Genomic DNA, 19181 nt, shown 5'->3' on the forward strand with positions numbered 1-19181 from the left:
CCTATTTGCTTCGCGTGCCGGTAATGACCACATCGCGCCCACCCGCAATAGAAAATACCTCAGGCTTAAGACCCACAGCCTTAAGCTCGGCAACTATTTCATCGGCATGGAGAAAATGGTTACCCAATACATGTTCGCTTAAATTTTGGAAGGCTAATGCGCGGCGATCGGGTATCCGTAAGTTTTCATATTCCAATGGCCAGTTAGGCTCCCAGATCACTACCGATCCTCCCGGACACAAATGATCGCGAAGAATGGTAAATATTTTTTTCTTTTGATCCCAAACATGATGCAGCGACCTATTCATGGCAATAAGATTGGCCGGCTCATCGACATGAAAATTATATATATCACCAACCGCAAAAGTAAGACGATTCGTCAACCCCTCGCGTTCTGCCGCTTTAACTGCTTGATCAATATTTTCCCCGATACCGTCCAGCCCGATACCGCGCAACTTCGGATAACTACCGATTATTGCGCGCAGATACCAGCCGTTACCACATCCCAGATCAATGATCGTACCGCCTTGGGCATCAACCTCACTAAAAGCCGGCACTCGATCGATAATTTCATTTTTTAATAGAGGACCGAACATATGTTCAAGCATTGGTCCGAACCATGGCAAAATTGTCTCCCACTCGTTCAATATCTTTTCTCCGGGGCATTCTCCCGTTCGCATCAAACCGGCGGCGCGTTCCGCCATGTGCGCCGACAGCATACTCTGGACGGCAAAAGATATCAAATTACCAGGCTGATCATCGAGAAAAGCATGACCCAGCGGGGTCAAGCCAAATATGTTCTCGACAGGCTGCTCAAGATATTCAAAAGCATACGCGGCATCACACCAACGCGCTACGTAATCGGTATTCATACCGGTTTTTTGTGCCAACCATTTCGGAGAGACCGAATCTGCATCGGCAAGATGAGCAAATAATCGATTAACTATACCGATATATGCAATGCTCATACTGAGCGCGCCTTGAGCCTGACGCATAATTTGCTCACGTAATTTGTCCCGCTCAACTTCCATAAGATACCTCTTTATTTAACTAATTAGGATACGACCACTCGAATCTCGAGAAAAGAATAAAACCATACACTATTTATAGCGATGATAGCATAAATTCAGTATTTGTCAAGAAAGATAAGACCCCATATTTTTGCCGATATGGAAAACAAATTCTCCAATATTCTTAATACTATAGACTTTTTTTGTTCATCAAAAACGGTGAATGCATTTCTGATACCTGCATGACCGACGCAGGTTCCATAAAAACAATATTGCAGCAATATTGTTTTTATGGAGTAAAATCCGATTTTGCTGCATGATGATAATCGTAAGATGACAATATTTAAATTTAACAATTAAGGAGGATAAAATGAAGAAATTTAGTAAATCGGCTTCTACTCGTGTCATCAGCACGAGCGCAGCCGTGTTGGCGCTGACATTGGTATTTTCATTCATGTTTTTGACGGCAAAAGCCTATGCCGGCACAAAGTATTTTAACAGTTATTACTTAAGCATTAATGCAGGCGGTGTTCAGATTAAACCAGAAAACCTGAAAGGACACTCCGTCGGAACATTAAACCTGTCTTTTGGAAAAAACTTTAATATTAACAAGTTTGTGATCGGCGGGGAAGTAACCCTGGGTGATACGGGCAATACTACGTGGATTAAAAATAATTTTGATGGGTATGGAGATAATGTTAAGGGTGCCCTCACGAAGAACTATTATTTTATTGCGGCGATAAAGGCGGGATATGCATTTAAAAATATAATGCCCTTTGTAAAGTTGGGCTATCTAGATTATTCCGATCATGCAATCCTTTCAGTTTCCGGACCATACTCATATGCTTATTCTGCTTATTTTCCAATTTCTAAAAACGAAACGAGCCATAGCATAATGTACGGAGCAGGCATAGAATATATGTTTAACAGGACATGGGGCATATCTGCGCAATACATTGGAGCATCATTCATAAATAGCTATACCATAGGAGTGGATTATAACTTCTAAATTTATCTCCTCTCATTCCCCCCTCCCGGCACACTCTAATGTATGCTGCGAGGGGGGAGTATCAGAGTCTGGAGATTGACTGACACTTCGCCTGTATTTACTGTTTATATTTGATTTATTACTTACCACGCTATCTCGTAAAATGTTATATTAGAGCTCATTATTATAAAATTTAGTTCACATTAATTCGGTTTAATTCAATATGAACAACAAATCAAGCAAAGAAATATTCATTTTCGGCGTAGGAGTAACGCCTCAAATAGTCACGGAAGGAATTTATTCCCTGTCAAAAAAAGACCCTCCGGTTTTTTATGATGAGATTTTTATAATAACTACGAAGGTAGGGAAAAATATCTTAACCGAGAAGTTAATTAAAAACAATATCTTCAGAGAGATGTGCATGGATATAGGGGGCAGATCTACGGCTTTTTTGTTAGATGAGAAATGCATTATTGTTCCGAAATACGATAACGGTGAAGAGTTGGCGGATATAACAACAACCGCGGACAACCAAATCATGGCAAATTTCATAACATCCTTTATAAAAGGAAAAACGGTAAATTCTGCGTCAAGACTCCACACATTTCTATCGGGAGGACGAAAGACAATGTCTTTCTATATGGGCCTCGCAATGGAGCTATACGCGAGATCATGGGATAAAACCTATCATATACTGATTTCTCCCGAATTTGAATCGAATAGTGACTTTTATTACAAACCATGTAAAAGCAAAAAGATAAAATCCAAAGATAAAATTCTGGATACTGAAAATTGTGAAATCAACCTGATTGAATTACCCATGTTCAAACTTAGAAATAGAATAAAAATGGATTTTAGCGATTTCGAATCTGCTGTCCAATACGGACAGAGAGAGATTGATACGGCGATCGCTCATCCGAATATAATGATTAATTTATACGACAGGACAATCAGAATTAACCTCCCGGAGAGTTCGGATAATATATCGAACAGCTTGTGGGGCATGAGTATAAATATAAAATTAAGTCCCATGCAACTTATGATATATGCAACCTATTTAAAAATTAAACTGTATAATTGTAAATATTCAGATCGGAAATATTGCATAGACTGCACGGAGTGTTTTCCGTCCCTGTTAGACTTATCCACAAAACCGGCGCTGGAAGAAATGGCTAAAATATATAAAATAATAAGCCCTTCGAGGGTCGATATCCTTCTATATAATTATAAAGGAGGCTTGAGTATGGACATGCTTAGACAGTCTATGAGCAAGATAAAGAAGGTAATATATGACTCTCTAAATGACGAGACCTTGTCATCTTTCTGCACCATATCGGCATCAAATAAAAATTATGGGGATACCCGTCACGGAATACGAATTGAAAAGAGCAAAATTACGATAAAACCCATAATTTAACAAGCAAGACTATGAACCGGCCGAAAACGGTTTAAACCTTGTAATTTGCCATCCAAGGAAGGGCTTGAGCATAGACTTACCGGAATAAGGGGCGGCACTATAACCAAAATTAACACAAATGATAAACCTTGACCACGGGAGAAAGATTATGAAAAAATTTAAAAGAATGATTTTGTTTTATGTTTTAGTTTTATTCGCATTGTCTTTTGTTTCAATACCCAATTCTAATGCTTGGAGTTTTGCAAAGTCTGCAAATTTGTATGGCAAGAGCATGCCAATACCTAAATTAAAAAAATTAGACAGTGTTAATATTGACTCTGTAATAAAATCCATAAATGTTTATTTTGAGAATGACTATTTCCATTATGGCGAGTATTATGGTACGCGTACTGCAGGGACAAAACCATTAGGGTCTTATGCGGATGGCGAGCATATAGGTATGCATGGCTATGGCATATCCTTTCAGAGTATATTAAGTAAACAGATACCCATTTGGTATGAGGCAGGTTATTCATACCTCCCCGGGTCGGGTATTTATGATGAAATAACAGGACCGACTGATATTAGTCATAAAACTAATATGGCTAAATATGGATTTAGACTTGGTTATGTCTTTAATATATCAAACAGGCTGGCTATAATCCCTAACTTTGGCTACCAATTTGTTAACTGGAACAGAGATCTTGATCCTCGTTTGAACAGTGATTATTACCATTTAAATTATTATATGTTAGGCATTAAGGGATATTATATCCCTCCTGTATTAAATAATAAATTATGGGTAGAAGCCTCTGTATATTATTTAAATGATATTAATGACACAGTTGACCTGGGCATGGCAGATAACAACCGCCTGGGGCCGTCAGAACCTTATTATATCTACTACCTCTACTACCCTGGTAATCCTAATTTCATCATGACTCCCAAGGCGGGTTACATAATCGGAGCAAAGATAGGATATAAGTTATGGCAGTTTAGTTATAAAAACAACCCTGTTTTATCTGTCAGTCCGTATGCAGGAGTAACATTTGAACAAAACAAAATGGGTGCATCCAATGAGAGCTCATGGGGTATTGAACCCTCCGATCAATACAATCAAATATTCTTAAAGTTTGGTCTAAAGTTCGGATTTTAATTTGCCTTGCTATTGATAGGAAAGCTTTATTTAGCCTCTTCTGATATTATTAAATTAGAAGAGGCTAAATTTTTTGTGTTTATACATTATTCATGCCATAAACACACTCTGTCCATATTTAAGTCTGTATTAAAAAGAGCAAGATACGATAAAACCCATAATTTAACAAGCAAGACTATGAACCGGCCGAAAACGGTTTAAACCTCGCAATTTGCCATCCAAGGAAGGGCTTGAGCATAAAAACTGCAACGGCCTTACCCGACATAATAATTTTATTTAATCGAGGAAACGCAATGTGCTTATTTTTTGCTAATTTGTATAGTCGATTCGGCTTAAAAATGAAATAAAAAGAAACCTCGGCGCGGTTTTTGGATATAAATTTTACATCAGGTTTTTGAGCCGAAAACCCTCCGAATATGACATATACCTTGCCTGCCTTTTTAAATAAAAAAGGCCTCAGTTTTGCCGTAAATGACGAATATCCCAATTTTCTATTAAATTTTATATAGCCGTTCTTGAAAAGCACGGGGTAAAAAGAATCTCTGTCTATACTTACTGCCCTGGAATATAGAACGCCGAAAAACGGCGATATTTTTGTTTTTTGGTTAATAAGCTTGAGCGACAGTTCTCCGTTAAGCACTTTGGCCTCATGCCCGCATCCGCTTAAGACTGTCGATGTGACAATAACAAGGAAGATGAATAAAACAGTGATAGAAAGATTGTTTTTTTTGATTCCGGTATTCTGCATTATAACCGCCTCTGATTATCAATTATATACAATACCTGCCGAATTTGTCAAATTTAAGACGACGATTCACATATTTGCGGTCGCCGTCTTAAATTCAAAATAGAATAACACACGGTGATTAAGCTATCAGGCGCGTGATTATTCTCCTTTAATATAATCTATACTTTCTTTAACCGAAGAAACACCCATTACGTGAAACTTCTCTACTAACAGGTTTAATACGTTTTGCGATAAAAATGCCGGCAGATTAACCCCAAGCCTTATATTTCTTACGCCAAGATATAACAGGGCAAGTAATACCAAAACGGCCTTCTGTTCGTACCATGCAATCTCGTAAAATATCGGCAGTTCATTTATATCATCTAAATTTAAAGCCTCTTTTAATTTTAACGCCACTGCCACAAGAGAATATGAATCGTTGCATTGTCCGGCATCTATTACGCGCGGCAACCCTTCAATGCTGCCGAGATTTAATCTGTTATATCTGTATTTTGCGCAGCCCGCCGTTAATATCACGGAATCGCCGGGAAGGTTCTGGGCAAGCTCCGTATAATAATTTCTTCCTTTATCTCTTCCGTCACAGCCCGCCATAACCACAAAATTTTTAATTTTATTATTCTTTATTAAATTTATAATCGCATCCGCAGACTTCACTAATGTATTGCGGGCAAACCCGGTAGTAATCTCGCCCTTAATATCCTCTTCCGTTCCATCCATAGCTGACGCCGTTTTGATTACTTCGGAGAAATCGTAATTTTTAATATGTTTCACGCCCGGCATTGCAACTAAGTCCGTCGTAAAAATTCTATCTATGTATTTCTTCGTAGGCTTCTGTATGCAATTGGTAGTCATAACGATAGCGCCACCGAAATTTTCAAATTCTGTCTGCTGTTCCCACCATGCGCCACCGAAATTACCCGCTAAATTTTTATACTTTTTAAAAAACGGGTAAGCATGTGCGGGAAGCATTTCCCCATGTGTATACACGTTTATTCCCGTATTTTGAGTCTGTTCCAATAATTTCTCAAGTTCATATAAATCATGTCCGCTTATTAAAATCGCCTTACCCTTTTTAGTTCCGTTTAAAACCTGAGTGGGCTCTGGGTCTCCATAATGGGAAGTATTTGCCTTATCTAACAGCTCCATTGCCTTAACCCCTTTTTCGCCGCATTCAAAAACAAGATTGAGGGTATCATTCATATTTACATCCTTTGCATTTAAATAATTTAATGCCCTCACGGTAAATTCGTTTATCGAACTATCCGTATAGTTCAGCACGTGAGCATGGTATGCATATGCAGCCATGCCTTTTAGTCCGTAAGTCAGCAACTCTTTCAGAGAAACAATGTCGTCTTCCCGATCTGTTATACCGACCGTAACCGCTTTTTGATTATATTCCGCCAAACTCGCATCAACCGGCTCCCATACCGCACAATCCGGGATAAAACCGACTTCATTCCCTGAATAGCTTTTCTTATATTTATCTCTTATTTTCAGCGATTCATCCAAAAGAACCTTCATCGCATTCGGATCGAAATTTACATTCGTAACGGTTGAGAAAAGACCCTTAAGTATGTTAAAATAATCTACATCTTCTATTGTTCCGCCGCTTTTTTTCACTGCAGCCATCCAAAAAGCCGCCCCTTTAAGATTATAAATAAGCAAATCCTGCAAATTGGAAACCTCGTCGGTCTTGCCGCATATCCCTATTTTTATGCATCCACTGCGCTCGACGGTTTCTTCACATTGAAAACAAAACATTTAAAACCTCCATTTTTAAAATTCATTTATCGACATATATCGATGTTTAGATTATCATATCATTGTTGATACCCAATAAAAAATGACCTGAGTCACATTTGATTAATTTTTTAATCTGTAATATATTAACTATTACTAATGCATGTAATTAATGATTATTTGGAGGAAATACGCCATGTCGTCTAAAAAGAAAAACATAATTACAGATAATAACGATAGCATTGCCACGACTTATGCAAGCAGATTCTTTTCCGAGTCTATCCCCAAACATGATATTCCAGATAAAGGAATAGGCTCCGATGTCGCATATCAAATAATTCACGATGAACTGAATATCGATGGAAATCCGTCTTTAAATTTAGCCTCTTTTGTTACAACATGGATGGATCCAAATGCGGAAAAACTTATAATCGAGACCATGAATAAGAACCTTGTAGACCAAGATGAATATCCTCAAACCGGCGTCATACGGGAACGCATCGTCAATATGCTTGCAAGATTGTTTAATGCACCCGGCAATAATCAACATACGGGAACGGCGACCGTCGGTTCGTCGGAGGCCATAATGCTCGGACTTTTAGCCCATAAATGGAATTTTAGAAAGAAAATGCAGGGGTTAAATAGAGACAGCAGCAAACCGAACATCGTAATAGGGGCGGATGTACATATAGTATGGGAAAAATTTGCCCGTTATTTTGATGTTGAGATGAGAATCATTCCGATGAAAAAAGGAAAATATATATTGGACGTAGACGACGTCAAAAAAAATATCGACGAAAATACGATTTGCGTCGGCGCGGTTTTGGGTACTACTTTCACGGGGCAGATTGACCCTATTGAAGAAATAAACGAAATGTTAGAGAATGTAAAAAAACAAAAGGGGTGGGATATTCCTATCCACGTAGACGGAGCCAGCGGAGGGTTTATAGTACCATTCTTGTATCCTGACATGAAATGGGATTTCAGGCTCTCGCACGTCAAGTCTATAAACGTTTCCGGACACAAATATGGCCTTGTTTATCCTGGCATAGGGTGGCTTATATTTAAGGATAAAACCGAATTACCCGAAGACCTGATATTCTACGTGAATTATTTAGGGGGTGAGGAAGCTACTTATACGCTGAATTTTTCGCGCGGAAGTTCAATGATGATTGTTCAATATTACAACCTTTTAATGCTGGGAAAAGACGGATATAAACGCATAATGGAAAATACTTTTAAAAATGCCGTTTATCTTTTGGAAAAAATAAAAGGGATAGATTTTTTAGAACCGGTCTTGGAAACCATAAAACTGCCCATAATTACTGCATCTATCAAAAAAGGATCCGGGTTCGACGTTTTTCAATTATCGGCAAGATTAAAAGAAAGAGGCTGGATCGTTCCTGCGTATAATTTACCTAAGGATGCCGAAGATGTTAAAATTTTAAGGATAGTTATAAGAGAGAATTTTAGCAGCGATATGGCGGATATTTTGATTTCGGATATAATCCGTTTGGCAAAAGAATTAACTGGTAAAGAACATAAAAAAACGACGCCCGGCAATTCAATACATAAACATATTTGTTAAATTTATAAACCAAGTGACCCTAATGACTTGAATGCCTATACTGCTTTCTCGACCTCAACCGAAGTCGAGAAAAAGGTTGCTCCGCCGCCGATATCGGATAGACTATCGGACGTTAAGGCATTTATTCCGCTGCCGTTTTTGTAATTTTCTCTGCGCCATAAACCCGTAGAAACTACGACGCCCGGCAAAACCGAGTCTATTACTTTGGCTTTTATAACTATACGTCCGCGTTTATTTTCAACTATGACCAAATCGCCATCTTCAATTCCTCTATATTCAGCATCTTCCGTACTCATCTCTAAAAGCGGCTCCCGCGCTTTAATTATAAAAGACGGAATATCAGTAAAAGTAGAATTTAAAAAAAAGTGATTGGGCGGCGTAATAAGCGTTAACGGAAAATCGACTTCAGGCTCGGCAAGAGGTGCCTCGTTTTCTTCGACGGCATTTGCGAAGCGTGATTCTTTAATCGGCTTATAATCCGGCATATCGCACAATCCCGATTCCAAGGCCTTTTCACTCTTAAACTCAATTTTACCGGAGGGGGTGAGAAAACCGTCGGAAAACGGATAACCGGAAACATTCAACATGATAAATCGCTCCTTTTTAAGGCGCTCAAACGTTATTCCTTTACGATGCCAATATGGAATATCTAAAGCCTGACGGGCTATATCTTCCTCCGAGTCTAAAAAACATGATTCTGTAAATCCAAAAGCATGCGCTATAAGCTTAAATACATCTATATTGGGCTTAGCCTCACCCATTTTGGTTATCACGGGTTCCGCCCATTGAACCGAAGTATGCCAGTAGCTTATATATAAATCTGCATGTTCAAAACTTGTCGTTGCGGGTAATATTATATCCGCCCACTTAGCGGTATCCGTCATTACCTGTTCATGTACGATCGTAAAAAGGTCTTCCCTTGCCAAACCCTTTAAGACTAAATTTTGATTCGGTGCTACAATAGCCGGATTGCTGTTGTAAACGTAAAGCGAGCGTACCGGCGGATTAAGTTCGCATAATGCCTTACCGAGCCGAACCATATTTACGGTCCTTGGGGAATTCTTAATCAAATCAGGTCTTTCTAACGCATTATTATTTAAGGGAAAATACCCCGAATTTGATTTTATGGCACCCCCGCCCTTGTCTTGCCATGCACCGGTCAATGCGGGAAGTAATGAAATAAGCCATGTATTCATACCGCCGTTATTGTGATGCTGAAGACCATTTCCAATGCGTATCAGACTCGGTTTCGTCTCGGCATAAACCTTTGCCAGCCCCTCAATCCGTTCTTTGGTGATACCAGTTAAATCCGCAACTCGCTCCGGGGGATATTCCATCGCTTTTGCATAAAATTCCCTAAATCCGTACGAATATTTTTCTAAAAATGTTTTATCGGCTAAATCATCTCTCAATATAATATGGGCTAAACCCAGAGCCAATGCGCCGTCCGAACCGGGTAAAATCAAATAAAAATCATCTGCCCATCTTGCCGTCTTATTCCGATGAACATCTATAGCTATAATCTTAGCACCGTTCTTGCGGGCATTATCGGCAAAGATAGCCTGATGCATATTGGTTTCTAGAGCATTAATCCCCCAAAATATTATAAGTTTAGAATTAATCGTATCTATAGGGTTTGTGCCGATAGAGTCGCCGTAAGCCAATTTATATCCTAAGGTTCCTGCGGTAGAACAGATTGTACGCTTAAGCCTTGTCGCGCCTATCTTGTTAAAAAGGCGCCTGTCCATAGAGGAATGATTTATCACGCCTTCGGTCCCTCCGTAGGAATAAGGCAAAATGCTTTCGGGACCGTATGCTGTTAAAAGGTTTTTCCAGCGTTTAACAATTTCTCCTACGGCGGTTGCCCAGCTTATCTTTTCAAACTTGCCGCTTCCCTTCTCCCCGACCCTGCGCATAGGATATAATATTCGAGAGGGATTATATATGCGCTTCGGATAAGCGCGAACTTTTTCGCAAATAACCCCTTTGGTTATAGGGTGAGACGGGTCACCCCCAACTTTAACTATTTTTCCTCCGTCTATTCCTACCCTTAAGGAGCAGGTGTCGGGGCAGTCGTGCGGGCAAACGGAATAACGAATCTCCATCGGTTCAATCCTCAATTAAAATTAAATTAGCTGAATTAAGATTTTCGGCACCTCATTAATAAAATACCGACTGCAGCAGGCGTAACGCCTGAAATTCTGCCGGCTTCGGCAACGGTTTCAGGCTTAATTTTATTAAGTTTTTCTACTACCTCAAGCGATAAGCCCGGAATAACCTTAAAATCAATATCCTTATCCAACTTAACATTCTCGAATTTTTTTAGTCGATCTATCTCTTCTCTTTGTCTGTTGATATAACCCTCGTACTTAATAAAAAGCTTAACTCTATTCAATATATCCGTATCGTAATGGTTAGACTCCGTTCCTATCCCGGTATTAAATGCAGCCTCCAGATTTACGACGGAAAAATCCGGTCGTTTTAACATATTGTAATATTTGCCATTTTCGTATGTTTTTAAAAAGGATAACAGTTCATTAAATTTGAATAGCCTGTCTTTATAGACGGAGTATCTTTCTTCGCCTAACAGCCCTATTCTCTTGCCATACTCACAAAGCCTGAAGTCTGCATTGTCTTCCCGCAACAAAAGCCTGTATTCTGCCCGCGACGTAAACATTCTGTAAGGCTCATTAGTCCCAAGTACAATCAAATCGTCTATTAATACCCCGATATATGCATCATCCCTTCTGAGTATTAAGGGGGCTTCGCCCTTAATTTTTAGAACGGCGTTAATTCCCGCAATAATCCCTTGCGCCGCCGCTTCCTCGTAACCGGACGTTCCGTTAATCTGCCCCGCTAAAAATAGATTTTCTATAATTTTGGTCTCCAACGAATGTTTAAGCTGGGTAGGCAGAACATAATCGTATTCGATGGCATATCCCGACCTCATGATGTTAACATTTTTCAACCCTTCTATTGTTCTTAAAAACTTAAGCTGGGTATTCAACGGCAAGCTTGTTGAAAGCCCGTTAGGATAGTATTCCACGGAATCAAGGCTTTCTCTTTCCAAAAACACCTGGTGCCTTTCTTTGTCTTTAAATCTTACGACCTTATCCTCTATGGAAGGACAGTACCTCGGTCCAACACCCTTAATAACGCCGCAATATAAGGGTGATTTATCCAAATCGTTTAAAACGATATTGTGAGTTTTTTCGTTTGTATAAGTCATGTAGCAGCTTATACTATTCGAAATCTTTTTATCCTCAATGGAAAATGGAATAAAATCATCTTCGCCTTTTTGCTCTTCGAGTCTCGAAAAATCAATTGTTCTGCCGTCTAAACGGGGGGTAGTTCCGGTTTTAAGTCTTCCAAGTTCAAAGCCGTTTTCGATTAAACTTAATGATAACTTATCGGCGGCAAAATCCCCCGCCCTTCCGGCGTTATAACTAAAAAGACCGATATGGACCAGCCCCTTTAAGAATGTTCCGGTAGTCAAAATAACCGCGCTTGAATAAAGCCGCTCGCCCGCCCATAAAACAACTCCGGAGACCTTTCTCTGTTCAATTATTAAAGAATCGACCATGGATTGTATTATCGTCAAGCCATACTCCGATTCCAATGCGGTTTTCATATAAGTTTTATAGCGAAACATATCTGCTTGAGCACGTGAAGACCGTACGGCCGGACCCTTTCTCGTATTAAGCGTTCTGAACTGAATGCCGGTTCTATCGATAGCCCTCCCCATTTCTCCGCCAAGGGCATCGACTTCCCTTACGAGATGCCCCTTGGCCAAACCGCCTATGGCCGGATTACAAGACATCTGTCCGATATTGTCCAAGTTAATAGTAATAACGGCGGTCCTTAATCCCATTCTTGCGGCTGCCAGAGACGCTTCTATACCGGCATGCCCCGCCCCTACGACGATTACGTCATAAAAATTATCTTCATTTTTTTTTATAAACATATTAATAATTAATTTCTAAAGAAAAATATTTTTACTTATTATACAAAAATAAGAGGCTTTAATAAAACCTATTTTGTGGCAGCCGAATTACAATTTTACATAGCTTCAATGTAAAATTGTAACAGAAATTTAATCTGAATGTCATAAAACCGTAATATTAGTTTAGTAAAATAAATAAAGGCCATTAAAATAATTAATGGCATATTTTAAGCATGGAAACGACTTAAACCAAAAAAGAACGATAATACTGGAGGAATTATGAAAGGCAGCTATTTATTCATTGTTGCAACTATGATAGTTATGCTTGCATTCGGCGCCGGGCTTGCAAATGCAGAAGAGGGGACAAGCAGCATTATTAATTCTAAGGAAATAATTTTAGGAAAAGCACTTGTGAGCGCAAAGAAAGTATCTAAAACCGAACAGTTAAAGAAAAAACTCTTTAAATCATCTTATTCAGGATCTCTGATTACTAAAAAAGAGATTAAAACCTTAAATAATCCGATGACGGGCATCGCCTCTATATTGTCAACCAAACCAAGCATTAGCGCCAGTTCGTTCGGCCCTAACGGAATGCGGACGCATATTGAAATGAGGGCGTTTAACAGCGGACAAATAACAGAATCTTTTGACGGCATACCTCTTAATAGCCTTTTTGACGGCGGCTCTCAGAATTTTGCTTCCGTAAGGAATAATGTACCTTTCACTTTAGGCGACGTTTCATCAATCAACATTTACAGAGGAATAAATAATCCGAGTGTCAGTTCCTTTAATTCTTTAGGCGGCACTATAAATTACAATCCCCTATTGCCGTCCTATAAAGCAAACGGCGAGATATTCGGCGGATACGGTTCTTATGCCACAAGAAAATACGGATTTTATGTGAATACCGGCACTCTTCCCGGAGATATCAGAATGTACATCCGTGCAACGAAAAACGACTCCAACGGATGGATAAAAAATACCGAGGATAAAAACAATTCATACTATATTTCATTGATTAAGCCGTACAATGAGGACAGGTCAGATATATCGTTAATTTATATGCGAAACGACAATGTGGGCAAAACTCCGCATTCTATCCCCCTTCCACTTGAGCAGAAATACGGATTTACCTATAACTGGCCGACTTCTATCGACAAAAGCAATAACATCGACGATAGTTATTATGTAATTCTTAGTTTAAAAAATTACGTAAATAAAGATTTTAATTTTCAAAATAAAATTTTTTATCATAATAATCGTTACTTAAGAACGTCATATTCTAATCCTCAGTGTATGACTGATGTCTACAATAATCCGTCAAGCCCCATTTATAATGCGGCGGAACAAGGAGTGTGCAGTTCGATAACGATAGACGGACAGCAGCCGTTTTATTTGCCGAATCAATCTGAAGGCTGGGTATATCCGTCTTCTACGAACACTTACAATCCCGAAGCACTATTCGGCTCGAGCAATTACGGAACCGATTATCATCTTTATATAGAAAACATGAATGAAGCAGGAGATATTCCGCAATTTAATATACAATTACCGCAAAATAAAATAACGTTCGGCGGCAAATTTTTCTTCGGCAATGTTCGTTCCGCGGAGTTTTGGTACGGCAATTCAAATGTACCCGAGGCCACTTCCTATAACAACGCATGGAATGAGCATGATACAAGAACCAACGATACCTTATACGTTCAAGATAAAATATACCTGATAAATAACAAACTCAGTATAGAACCCGGTATAAAATACAACACAACCAATACAACATCCGCGGACAATCGGGGTTATTACTACAAGATGGGCGGAACCGAGTCTAATACATTTACTTATTATGAGCCCTCAGTCGGCATTAGCTACCAACCGTTAAAAAATTGGATCGTTTACGGTGCTTGGGGTAGAATTCAAAAAGTTCCGAATATCAGCGCTTATTATGATTTAGTAGGGTCTGCAAATGGACACACTTACACTCCGCCGCTAACGGTCAAACCGGAATACGTAACGGATTATGAGCTTGGAACCAGATACAAATACGCCGGGTTGCATTTATCGCTAAATGGTTATAAAGAGCTTTTTGAGAATACTTTTAGCCACTTTTATAATCCTTCCCTGGGTGTATCCCTTGAATACAACAGCGGTAATTCAATGTATGAGGGTATAGAATTAGCTTTAAATTATAAAATAGATAGATACTTGAAACTATTTGGCAACTGGTCGTATAACACCGCAATATACACGTCGGATTACAAGGGGAATTATGGAACCATAGAAGCCGGAGATCATATCGCAAATGTTCCAAGACATTTGGCGAATATAGGATTTGACGGTTATACATCAAATTCGCAATTAAGATTGTGGGGAACATATACCGGGCAATCCGCATTCAATTATATAAACGGCGTGCCGTCGGGTAAACATTACGGAGGCTACTGGGTATTCAACGTATATTTAAACCACTATTTTAACTTTGACGCAATGGGCGGTGCATTGAAAAAAATGCACCTTAGAGGAGTTACTCTTTCTTTGAGCATAGATAATATATTAAATAAACATTATAACGCAAATGTATATGAGCACCACGGAACATTGAACGGTTCAAGATATTATTACGAAACAGGTTTGCCGGGTCTTCCAAGATTTGCAATGTTGACGGCAGCCGTTAAATTTTAAGCCTGATTCCCTCTCTCTTATAAAGTGGTTGGGTTCCATTACAGGAGAACTTACAGTTCTCCTGTAATGGTTTTTTATAGTTAAACGTTGATAACTTTTATAACTGTCACTGTTTTTATTAAATTATTTAAATTCAAAGGAGAATTATGAGAAAAAAAAACACAAATTCAATTAATTTAACCTATTTTTCCGTTCCTTTATTATTATTATTTCTTTTAGCTTCTTTTATCGCATTTTCGCCGATCTCGGCACATGCCCTTTTAAAATGGCAGGTAAGTTACAAGAAGTCATTGGGATTATTAAAGTCTAAGAAATATGATTCAGCCTTAAAAGAAGCAAAAAAAGCACTTAAAGAAAATAAAAACACATACACGCTTGAATTGAACGGAAACATACTTCAATTCTTAAAGAAATTCAAACTTAGTAACCATTATTTTAAAAAATCTCTTGCTTACGCCGTATTTAATGCCTCTAAAAAGAGTTCAACCGATAAAAGAATAGATAAATTTATAAGTATGGCTAAAAACAACATTGGTTTAAATTATTTATTAATCGGCAACGACCTATTGAAAAAAAACGAAACCGAGAATGCATTAAATAGTTATAAAAAGGGGTTGGCTTATGCTAATGCAAAACGTTTAAAAAATATGTTAATGCTTAATTCCGCAATAGGTTATGAAAAAATTAGTAAATTTAAACTTGCAAAAAATTATGCTAAAAAGGTAATCGCAAACAGTCCTAAAAATCCGTTTGCCCATTTTATAACGGGAAGGGCCGAATACGGCTTAAACGAACTTGATCTTGCCGCAGAAAATTTTAAATCCGCCGTTAATTTGTTACCTTCGAATAAAATATTCAGAAAAGCGTTAGAGACCGCGGAAGAAAAAATACGGGCAATAAACAAGAGTAATAAGAAAAACGTTTCCGGCATTAAAAAGAATTTACGCAATCTATTCAAATAATAATACATATACGTAGAGGAGATAATACTTAAACGAAAAAAGGCCACTAGCCATTGTCCTTACCGTTGCTTTTAGGCATAATCTGAAAGCGAATAAAAATATTTTTTGACTGCTATAAAAACCACCCGGATATTTTTAAGCACTCAATATTACCGTAAATAATCTATTAATTGCGCGGCATGTTCTTTATATAGGTCATGCCGCCGCTCCGGTAAGGCTTTAGATGCTTTAATTCTACGATGGCAAGTTTACTTTTATAATTAAGGGTACAATAATCAATATATTAGGGAGGTGAAGAAAATTGAAATTTATACCGTCTAGAGATTTGAGATTAAGGACCGGAGAGATATTCGACGAATTAAGGAAAGAAGGGGAAATGATAGTTACGGCAAATGGCAAGCCGGCTTCTTTAATGATTCCGATTGATGAAACTAATTTGGAACAGACATTATTTTTGATAAGGTCCATAAAAACAAAAGAAGCAATAAGAAATATGCGGGAAACAATAAGGAAAAATAAGCTGTCTCATAAAGATATAGAAAAAGAGATAGCGGCCGTTAAGGAGGGAAGATGGTAAGAGAAAAAATGATATTTGTTATAGATACGGACGTTTTTTTATCCGGCTTCATTATGTCGTCATATTATCCTGTGCGGCTTATAGATTACTTTTCAGATGAACGTTTCGCTATTGCGTTAGACGATAGGATTTATTTTGAATATGTTTCGGTTTTAAATAGGGCAGGGTTGGGATTTGAAAGCAGGGACGTTAATTATTTATTAAAATTTATAAATGAAATCGCCATGTTCGTCACAGCGGGAAAATTAAACATCGATTTAATCTACTTGTCTGATTTAAAATTTGTGGAAGTTGCAAAAAGCGCAAGGGTTGATGCTGTAATTACAAATAATGTAGAATATTTCGAATCTGCAAGAGATGTAATTACTGCATTAACCCCTGAGGAAGTTTTTGAAGAATTACTTTGATAATACCTGTTATGCCCGCTTAGAAAGTATTTCATTTAATTTTTTTACGGTCTCCCTTAAAAAAGCGGGAATATCGGACGGCTGTCTTGCTGTTATAAGATTACCGTCAACCACGACGTCTCTATCGATATATATAAACACCCGCTTCTTTAAGTTCAGAGGCGACGGTCATATAGGAGGTTGTTGCACATCTGCCCCTTAAAAGCCCTGCCGTTACTAAGATTTGGGGTCCGTGACATATTGCAGCAATCGGCTTTTCTTTTTCAAAAAAGATTTAGTGATTTCAAGCGCTTTTTTATCCTTTCTAATAGCGGCAGGGGCTTTTCCGCCGGGGATTATGAGAATGTCGTAATAGTCGGAATTTATCTCGTCAAACTTTAAACGGTAATACGAAACCAAAAGCTCGGTATCTTCAAAATCGTCACCGCTGATAATCAATGCTTTCATCATAACATCCCCTTTTATGTAATTTATTTATCTCTTGATTCGCCCCTTATATGTGTTATACTTAGATCATATTTACAAAATCAGAAATGTATGTTTTTATTTAATTATACCTCAAAGCCTTGAACTCTAAAGAGGAAAACTACATTAATATTGTCGGAGCCGGACCTGCCGGTTTGACCGCAGCTATAGTTCTTGCAAAATGCGGCTATAAAGCAAGGGTTTATGAAATATCTCCCGATATCGGTCATCGCATGAACGGCGATTTTCAGGGATTAGAAAACTGGAGTTCCGATAAAAATATCATCTCACTCTTAAAAGATATAGGCGTAGATATTAATTTTTTATGCGTTCCCTACTACGACGGCGATGTACACGCTCCCAAGATGGCACCTCTAGAAATAAAATCCGAGAAGCCTATTTTTTATCTTATAAAAAGAGGCTCAACAGAAGGTTCACTTGATAACGGACTCAAGGAACAGGCTCTTTCTCTCGGCGTTAAAATATTTTTCAATACCCGCTTCGAAGCAGCTTCCGGTAAAACCATCATTACCACCGGCCCAAAAAGGGCAGACTTTATTGCGGTAGGCATAACATTCGACACGGAAATGAGTAACCGGGCTGTAGTGGTTTTTGATGACGAAATCGCTCCCAAGGGATATGCATATATGATTATCAATGATACTTTAGGAACTATGGCAACCGTGATTTATAGAGATCGCAAAAATGTAAAAAAATATTTTAGAAACATGGTTGATTTCTTCAAAAATAAAAAAAATATTAATATTAAAAATGACAAGAAGTTTGGGGGTCGCGGAAATTTCTTCATAAGAAATACAAACGTACATAACGAAAAAATATATGCGGGGGAAGCGGCCGGATTTCAAGACTGCCTCTGGGGATTTGGAATGAGATACGCAATCTTATCCGGTTATATGGCTGCAAAGAGTATAGTTTCAGGTTTGGATTATGATTTGCTCTGGAGAAGAGAATTAAAACCGATGCTTGAGACATCCCTTGTCAATAGATATCTATTCGAAAAATTCGGCAATATAGGATACAGATACTTAGTCAAGAAATTTACAAAAGGCAATCCGTGTGATTTTCTTAAACGCAATTATAATCAATCTCTTTTAAAAAACCTTATTTTGCCTATTGCAAAAAGCAGATATAAAGCAGAACAAGCAACGTTTTAAAATTGCGATAGGTCAAACCTCGATTTATAAAAAGTTTTTTAAGCTTCCGTAATATCTATATGTTCCTTCGGGCAATCCTATCGTCCATCCCTGCCAATTCTAACCTTAATATCACAAAACCGTAACGAAATTTAACAAAACTTAACCTAAATGTCATAAAACGGTAATATCAGTCTGCTACAATTACATGGTTATGGATAAAAATTCAATGTAACTCTATTATGGAGGATGAAGGAGAATGAAATTAAAACCGGATTCAGTTAGTTTTTTTGTTCGAAGTTTTATCGCATTTTTGATTTTTGCATTATCGGTGTCGACGATGTTTATCGGCATCAGACCTTCTTACGC

Annotated in this window: 14 protein-coding genes and 1 pseudogene; 9 read left to right on the forward strand and 6 right to left on the reverse strand. The window is 38.2% G+C overall.

From position 1 onward, the window contains the following. Position 1 precedes the first annotated feature (1 nt). Positions 2-1030, reverse strand: a complete 1029-nt coding sequence (locus ACMCNP_RS08470) for a class I SAM-dependent methyltransferase (RefSeq protein WP_419316308.1) — start codon at positions 1028-1030, stop codon at positions 2-4. 349 nt (positions 1031-1379) lie between these two features. Here ACMCNP_RS08470 and ACMCNP_RS08475 point away from each other — a divergent pair, with 349 nt between their 5' ends. The 3 genes from ACMCNP_RS08475 to ACMCNP_RS08485 all read left to right on the forward strand — a co-directional run bounded on the left by ACMCNP_RS08475 (position 1380) and on the right by ACMCNP_RS08485 (position 4549). Further along, complete coding sequence (locus ACMCNP_RS08475; protein ID WP_419316309.1) at positions 1380-2018, forward strand: outer membrane protein; 639 nt, start codon at positions 1380-1382, stop codon at positions 2016-2018. Positions 2019-2220: 202 nt separating this feature from the next. Next, a complete protein-coding gene (gene csm6 / locus ACMCNP_RS08480) occupies positions 2221-3414 on the forward strand; it encodes a CRISPR-associated ring nuclease Csm6 (RefSeq protein WP_419316310.1) in 1194 nt (397 codons plus the stop codon). Between the two features lie 148 nt (positions 3415-3562). Further along, positions 3563-4549, forward strand: coding sequence for a hypothetical protein (locus ACMCNP_RS08485; RefSeq protein ID WP_419316311.1), 987 nt, complete (start codon positions 3563-3565; stop codon positions 4547-4549). A 175-nt stretch (positions 4550-4724) separates the two neighbouring features. Here ACMCNP_RS08485 and ACMCNP_RS08490 read toward each other — a convergent pair whose 3' ends face one another. Further along, positions 4725-5297, reverse strand: coding sequence for a hypothetical protein (locus ACMCNP_RS08490; RefSeq protein WP_419316312.1), 573 nt, complete (start codon positions 5295-5297; stop codon positions 4725-4727). A gap of 138 nt (positions 5298-5435) precedes the next feature. Continuing rightward, positions 5436-7058 carry a hydroxylamine reductase gene (gene hcp, locus ACMCNP_RS08495; RefSeq protein WP_419316313.1) on the reverse strand — a complete coding sequence of 541 codons (1623 nt, stop codon included), beginning with the start codon at positions 7056-7058 and terminating at the stop codon, positions 5436-5438. 175 nt (positions 7059-7233) lie between these two features. On the opposite strand from hcp, the gene gad reads away from it, so the two are divergent. Further along, entirely contained in the window at positions 7234-8625 is a 1392-nt protein-coding gene (gene gad, locus ACMCNP_RS08500; RefSeq protein ID WP_419316314.1) for a glutamate decarboxylase, read from the forward strand. A gap of 35 nt (positions 8626-8660) precedes the next feature. Here the strand turns inward: gad and ACMCNP_RS08505 are convergent, their stop codons facing one another. Both ACMCNP_RS08505 and mnmG read right to left on the reverse strand, forming a co-directional pair. After that, entirely contained in the window at positions 8661-10730 is a 2070-nt protein-coding gene (locus ACMCNP_RS08505) for a molybdopterin-containing oxidoreductase family protein (RefSeq protein ID WP_419316315.1), read from the reverse strand. Positions 10731-10765: 35 nt separating this feature from the next. Next, entirely contained in the window at positions 10766-12589 is a 1824-nt protein-coding gene (mnmG, locus tag ACMCNP_RS08510) for a tRNA uridine-5-carboxymethylaminomethyl(34) synthesis enzyme MnmG (protein ID WP_419316316.1), read from the reverse strand. A 258-nt stretch (positions 12590-12847) separates the two neighbouring features. Here mnmG and ACMCNP_RS08515 point away from each other — a divergent pair, with 258 nt between their 5' ends. The 4 genes from ACMCNP_RS08515 (at position 12848) to ACMCNP_RS08530 (ending at position 17193) form a co-directional block, all read left to right on the forward strand. Continuing rightward, entirely contained in the window at positions 12848-15247 is a 2400-nt protein-coding gene (locus ACMCNP_RS08515; RefSeq protein ID WP_419316317.1) for a TonB-dependent receptor, read from the forward strand. Positions 15248-15393: 146 nt separating this feature from the next. After that, complete coding sequence (locus ACMCNP_RS08520; protein ID WP_419316318.1) at positions 15394-16209, forward strand: tetratricopeptide repeat protein; 816 nt, start codon at positions 15394-15396, stop codon at positions 16207-16209. Positions 16210-16510: 301 nt separating this feature from the next. Further along, positions 16511-16786, forward strand: a complete 276-nt coding sequence (locus ACMCNP_RS08525) for a type II toxin-antitoxin system Phd/YefM family antitoxin (RefSeq protein WP_419316319.1) — start codon at positions 16511-16513, stop codon at positions 16784-16786. Next, a complete protein-coding gene (locus ACMCNP_RS08530) occupies positions 16780-17193 on the forward strand; it encodes a PIN domain-containing protein (protein ID WP_419316320.1) in 414 nt (137 codons plus the stop codon). The genes ACMCNP_RS08525 and ACMCNP_RS08530 overlap by 7 nt, the downstream gene beginning before the upstream one ends. Positions 17194-17202: 9 nt before the next feature. Here the strand turns inward: ACMCNP_RS08530 and ACMCNP_RS08535 are convergent. Continuing rightward, a pseudogene (locus ACMCNP_RS08535) lies at positions 17203-17640 on the reverse strand (DJ-1/PfpI family protein). 119 nt (positions 17641-17759) lie between these two features. On the opposite strand from ACMCNP_RS08535, the gene ACMCNP_RS08540 reads away from it, so the two are divergent. After that, the gene (locus ACMCNP_RS08540) at positions 17760-18833 is read left to right on the forward strand and encodes an NAD(P)/FAD-dependent oxidoreductase (RefSeq protein ID WP_419316321.1); all 1074 of its coding nucleotides are present in this window, start codon (positions 17760-17762) and stop codon (positions 18831-18833) included. The last annotated feature ends 348 nt before the right edge of the window (positions 18834-19181 follow it).

Source organism: Candidatus Acidulodesulfobacterium sp. H_13 (assembly GCF_048541835.1).
GTDB lineage: Bacteria > SZUA-79 > SZUA-79 > Acidulodesulfobacterales > Acidulodesulfobacteraceae > QIJE01.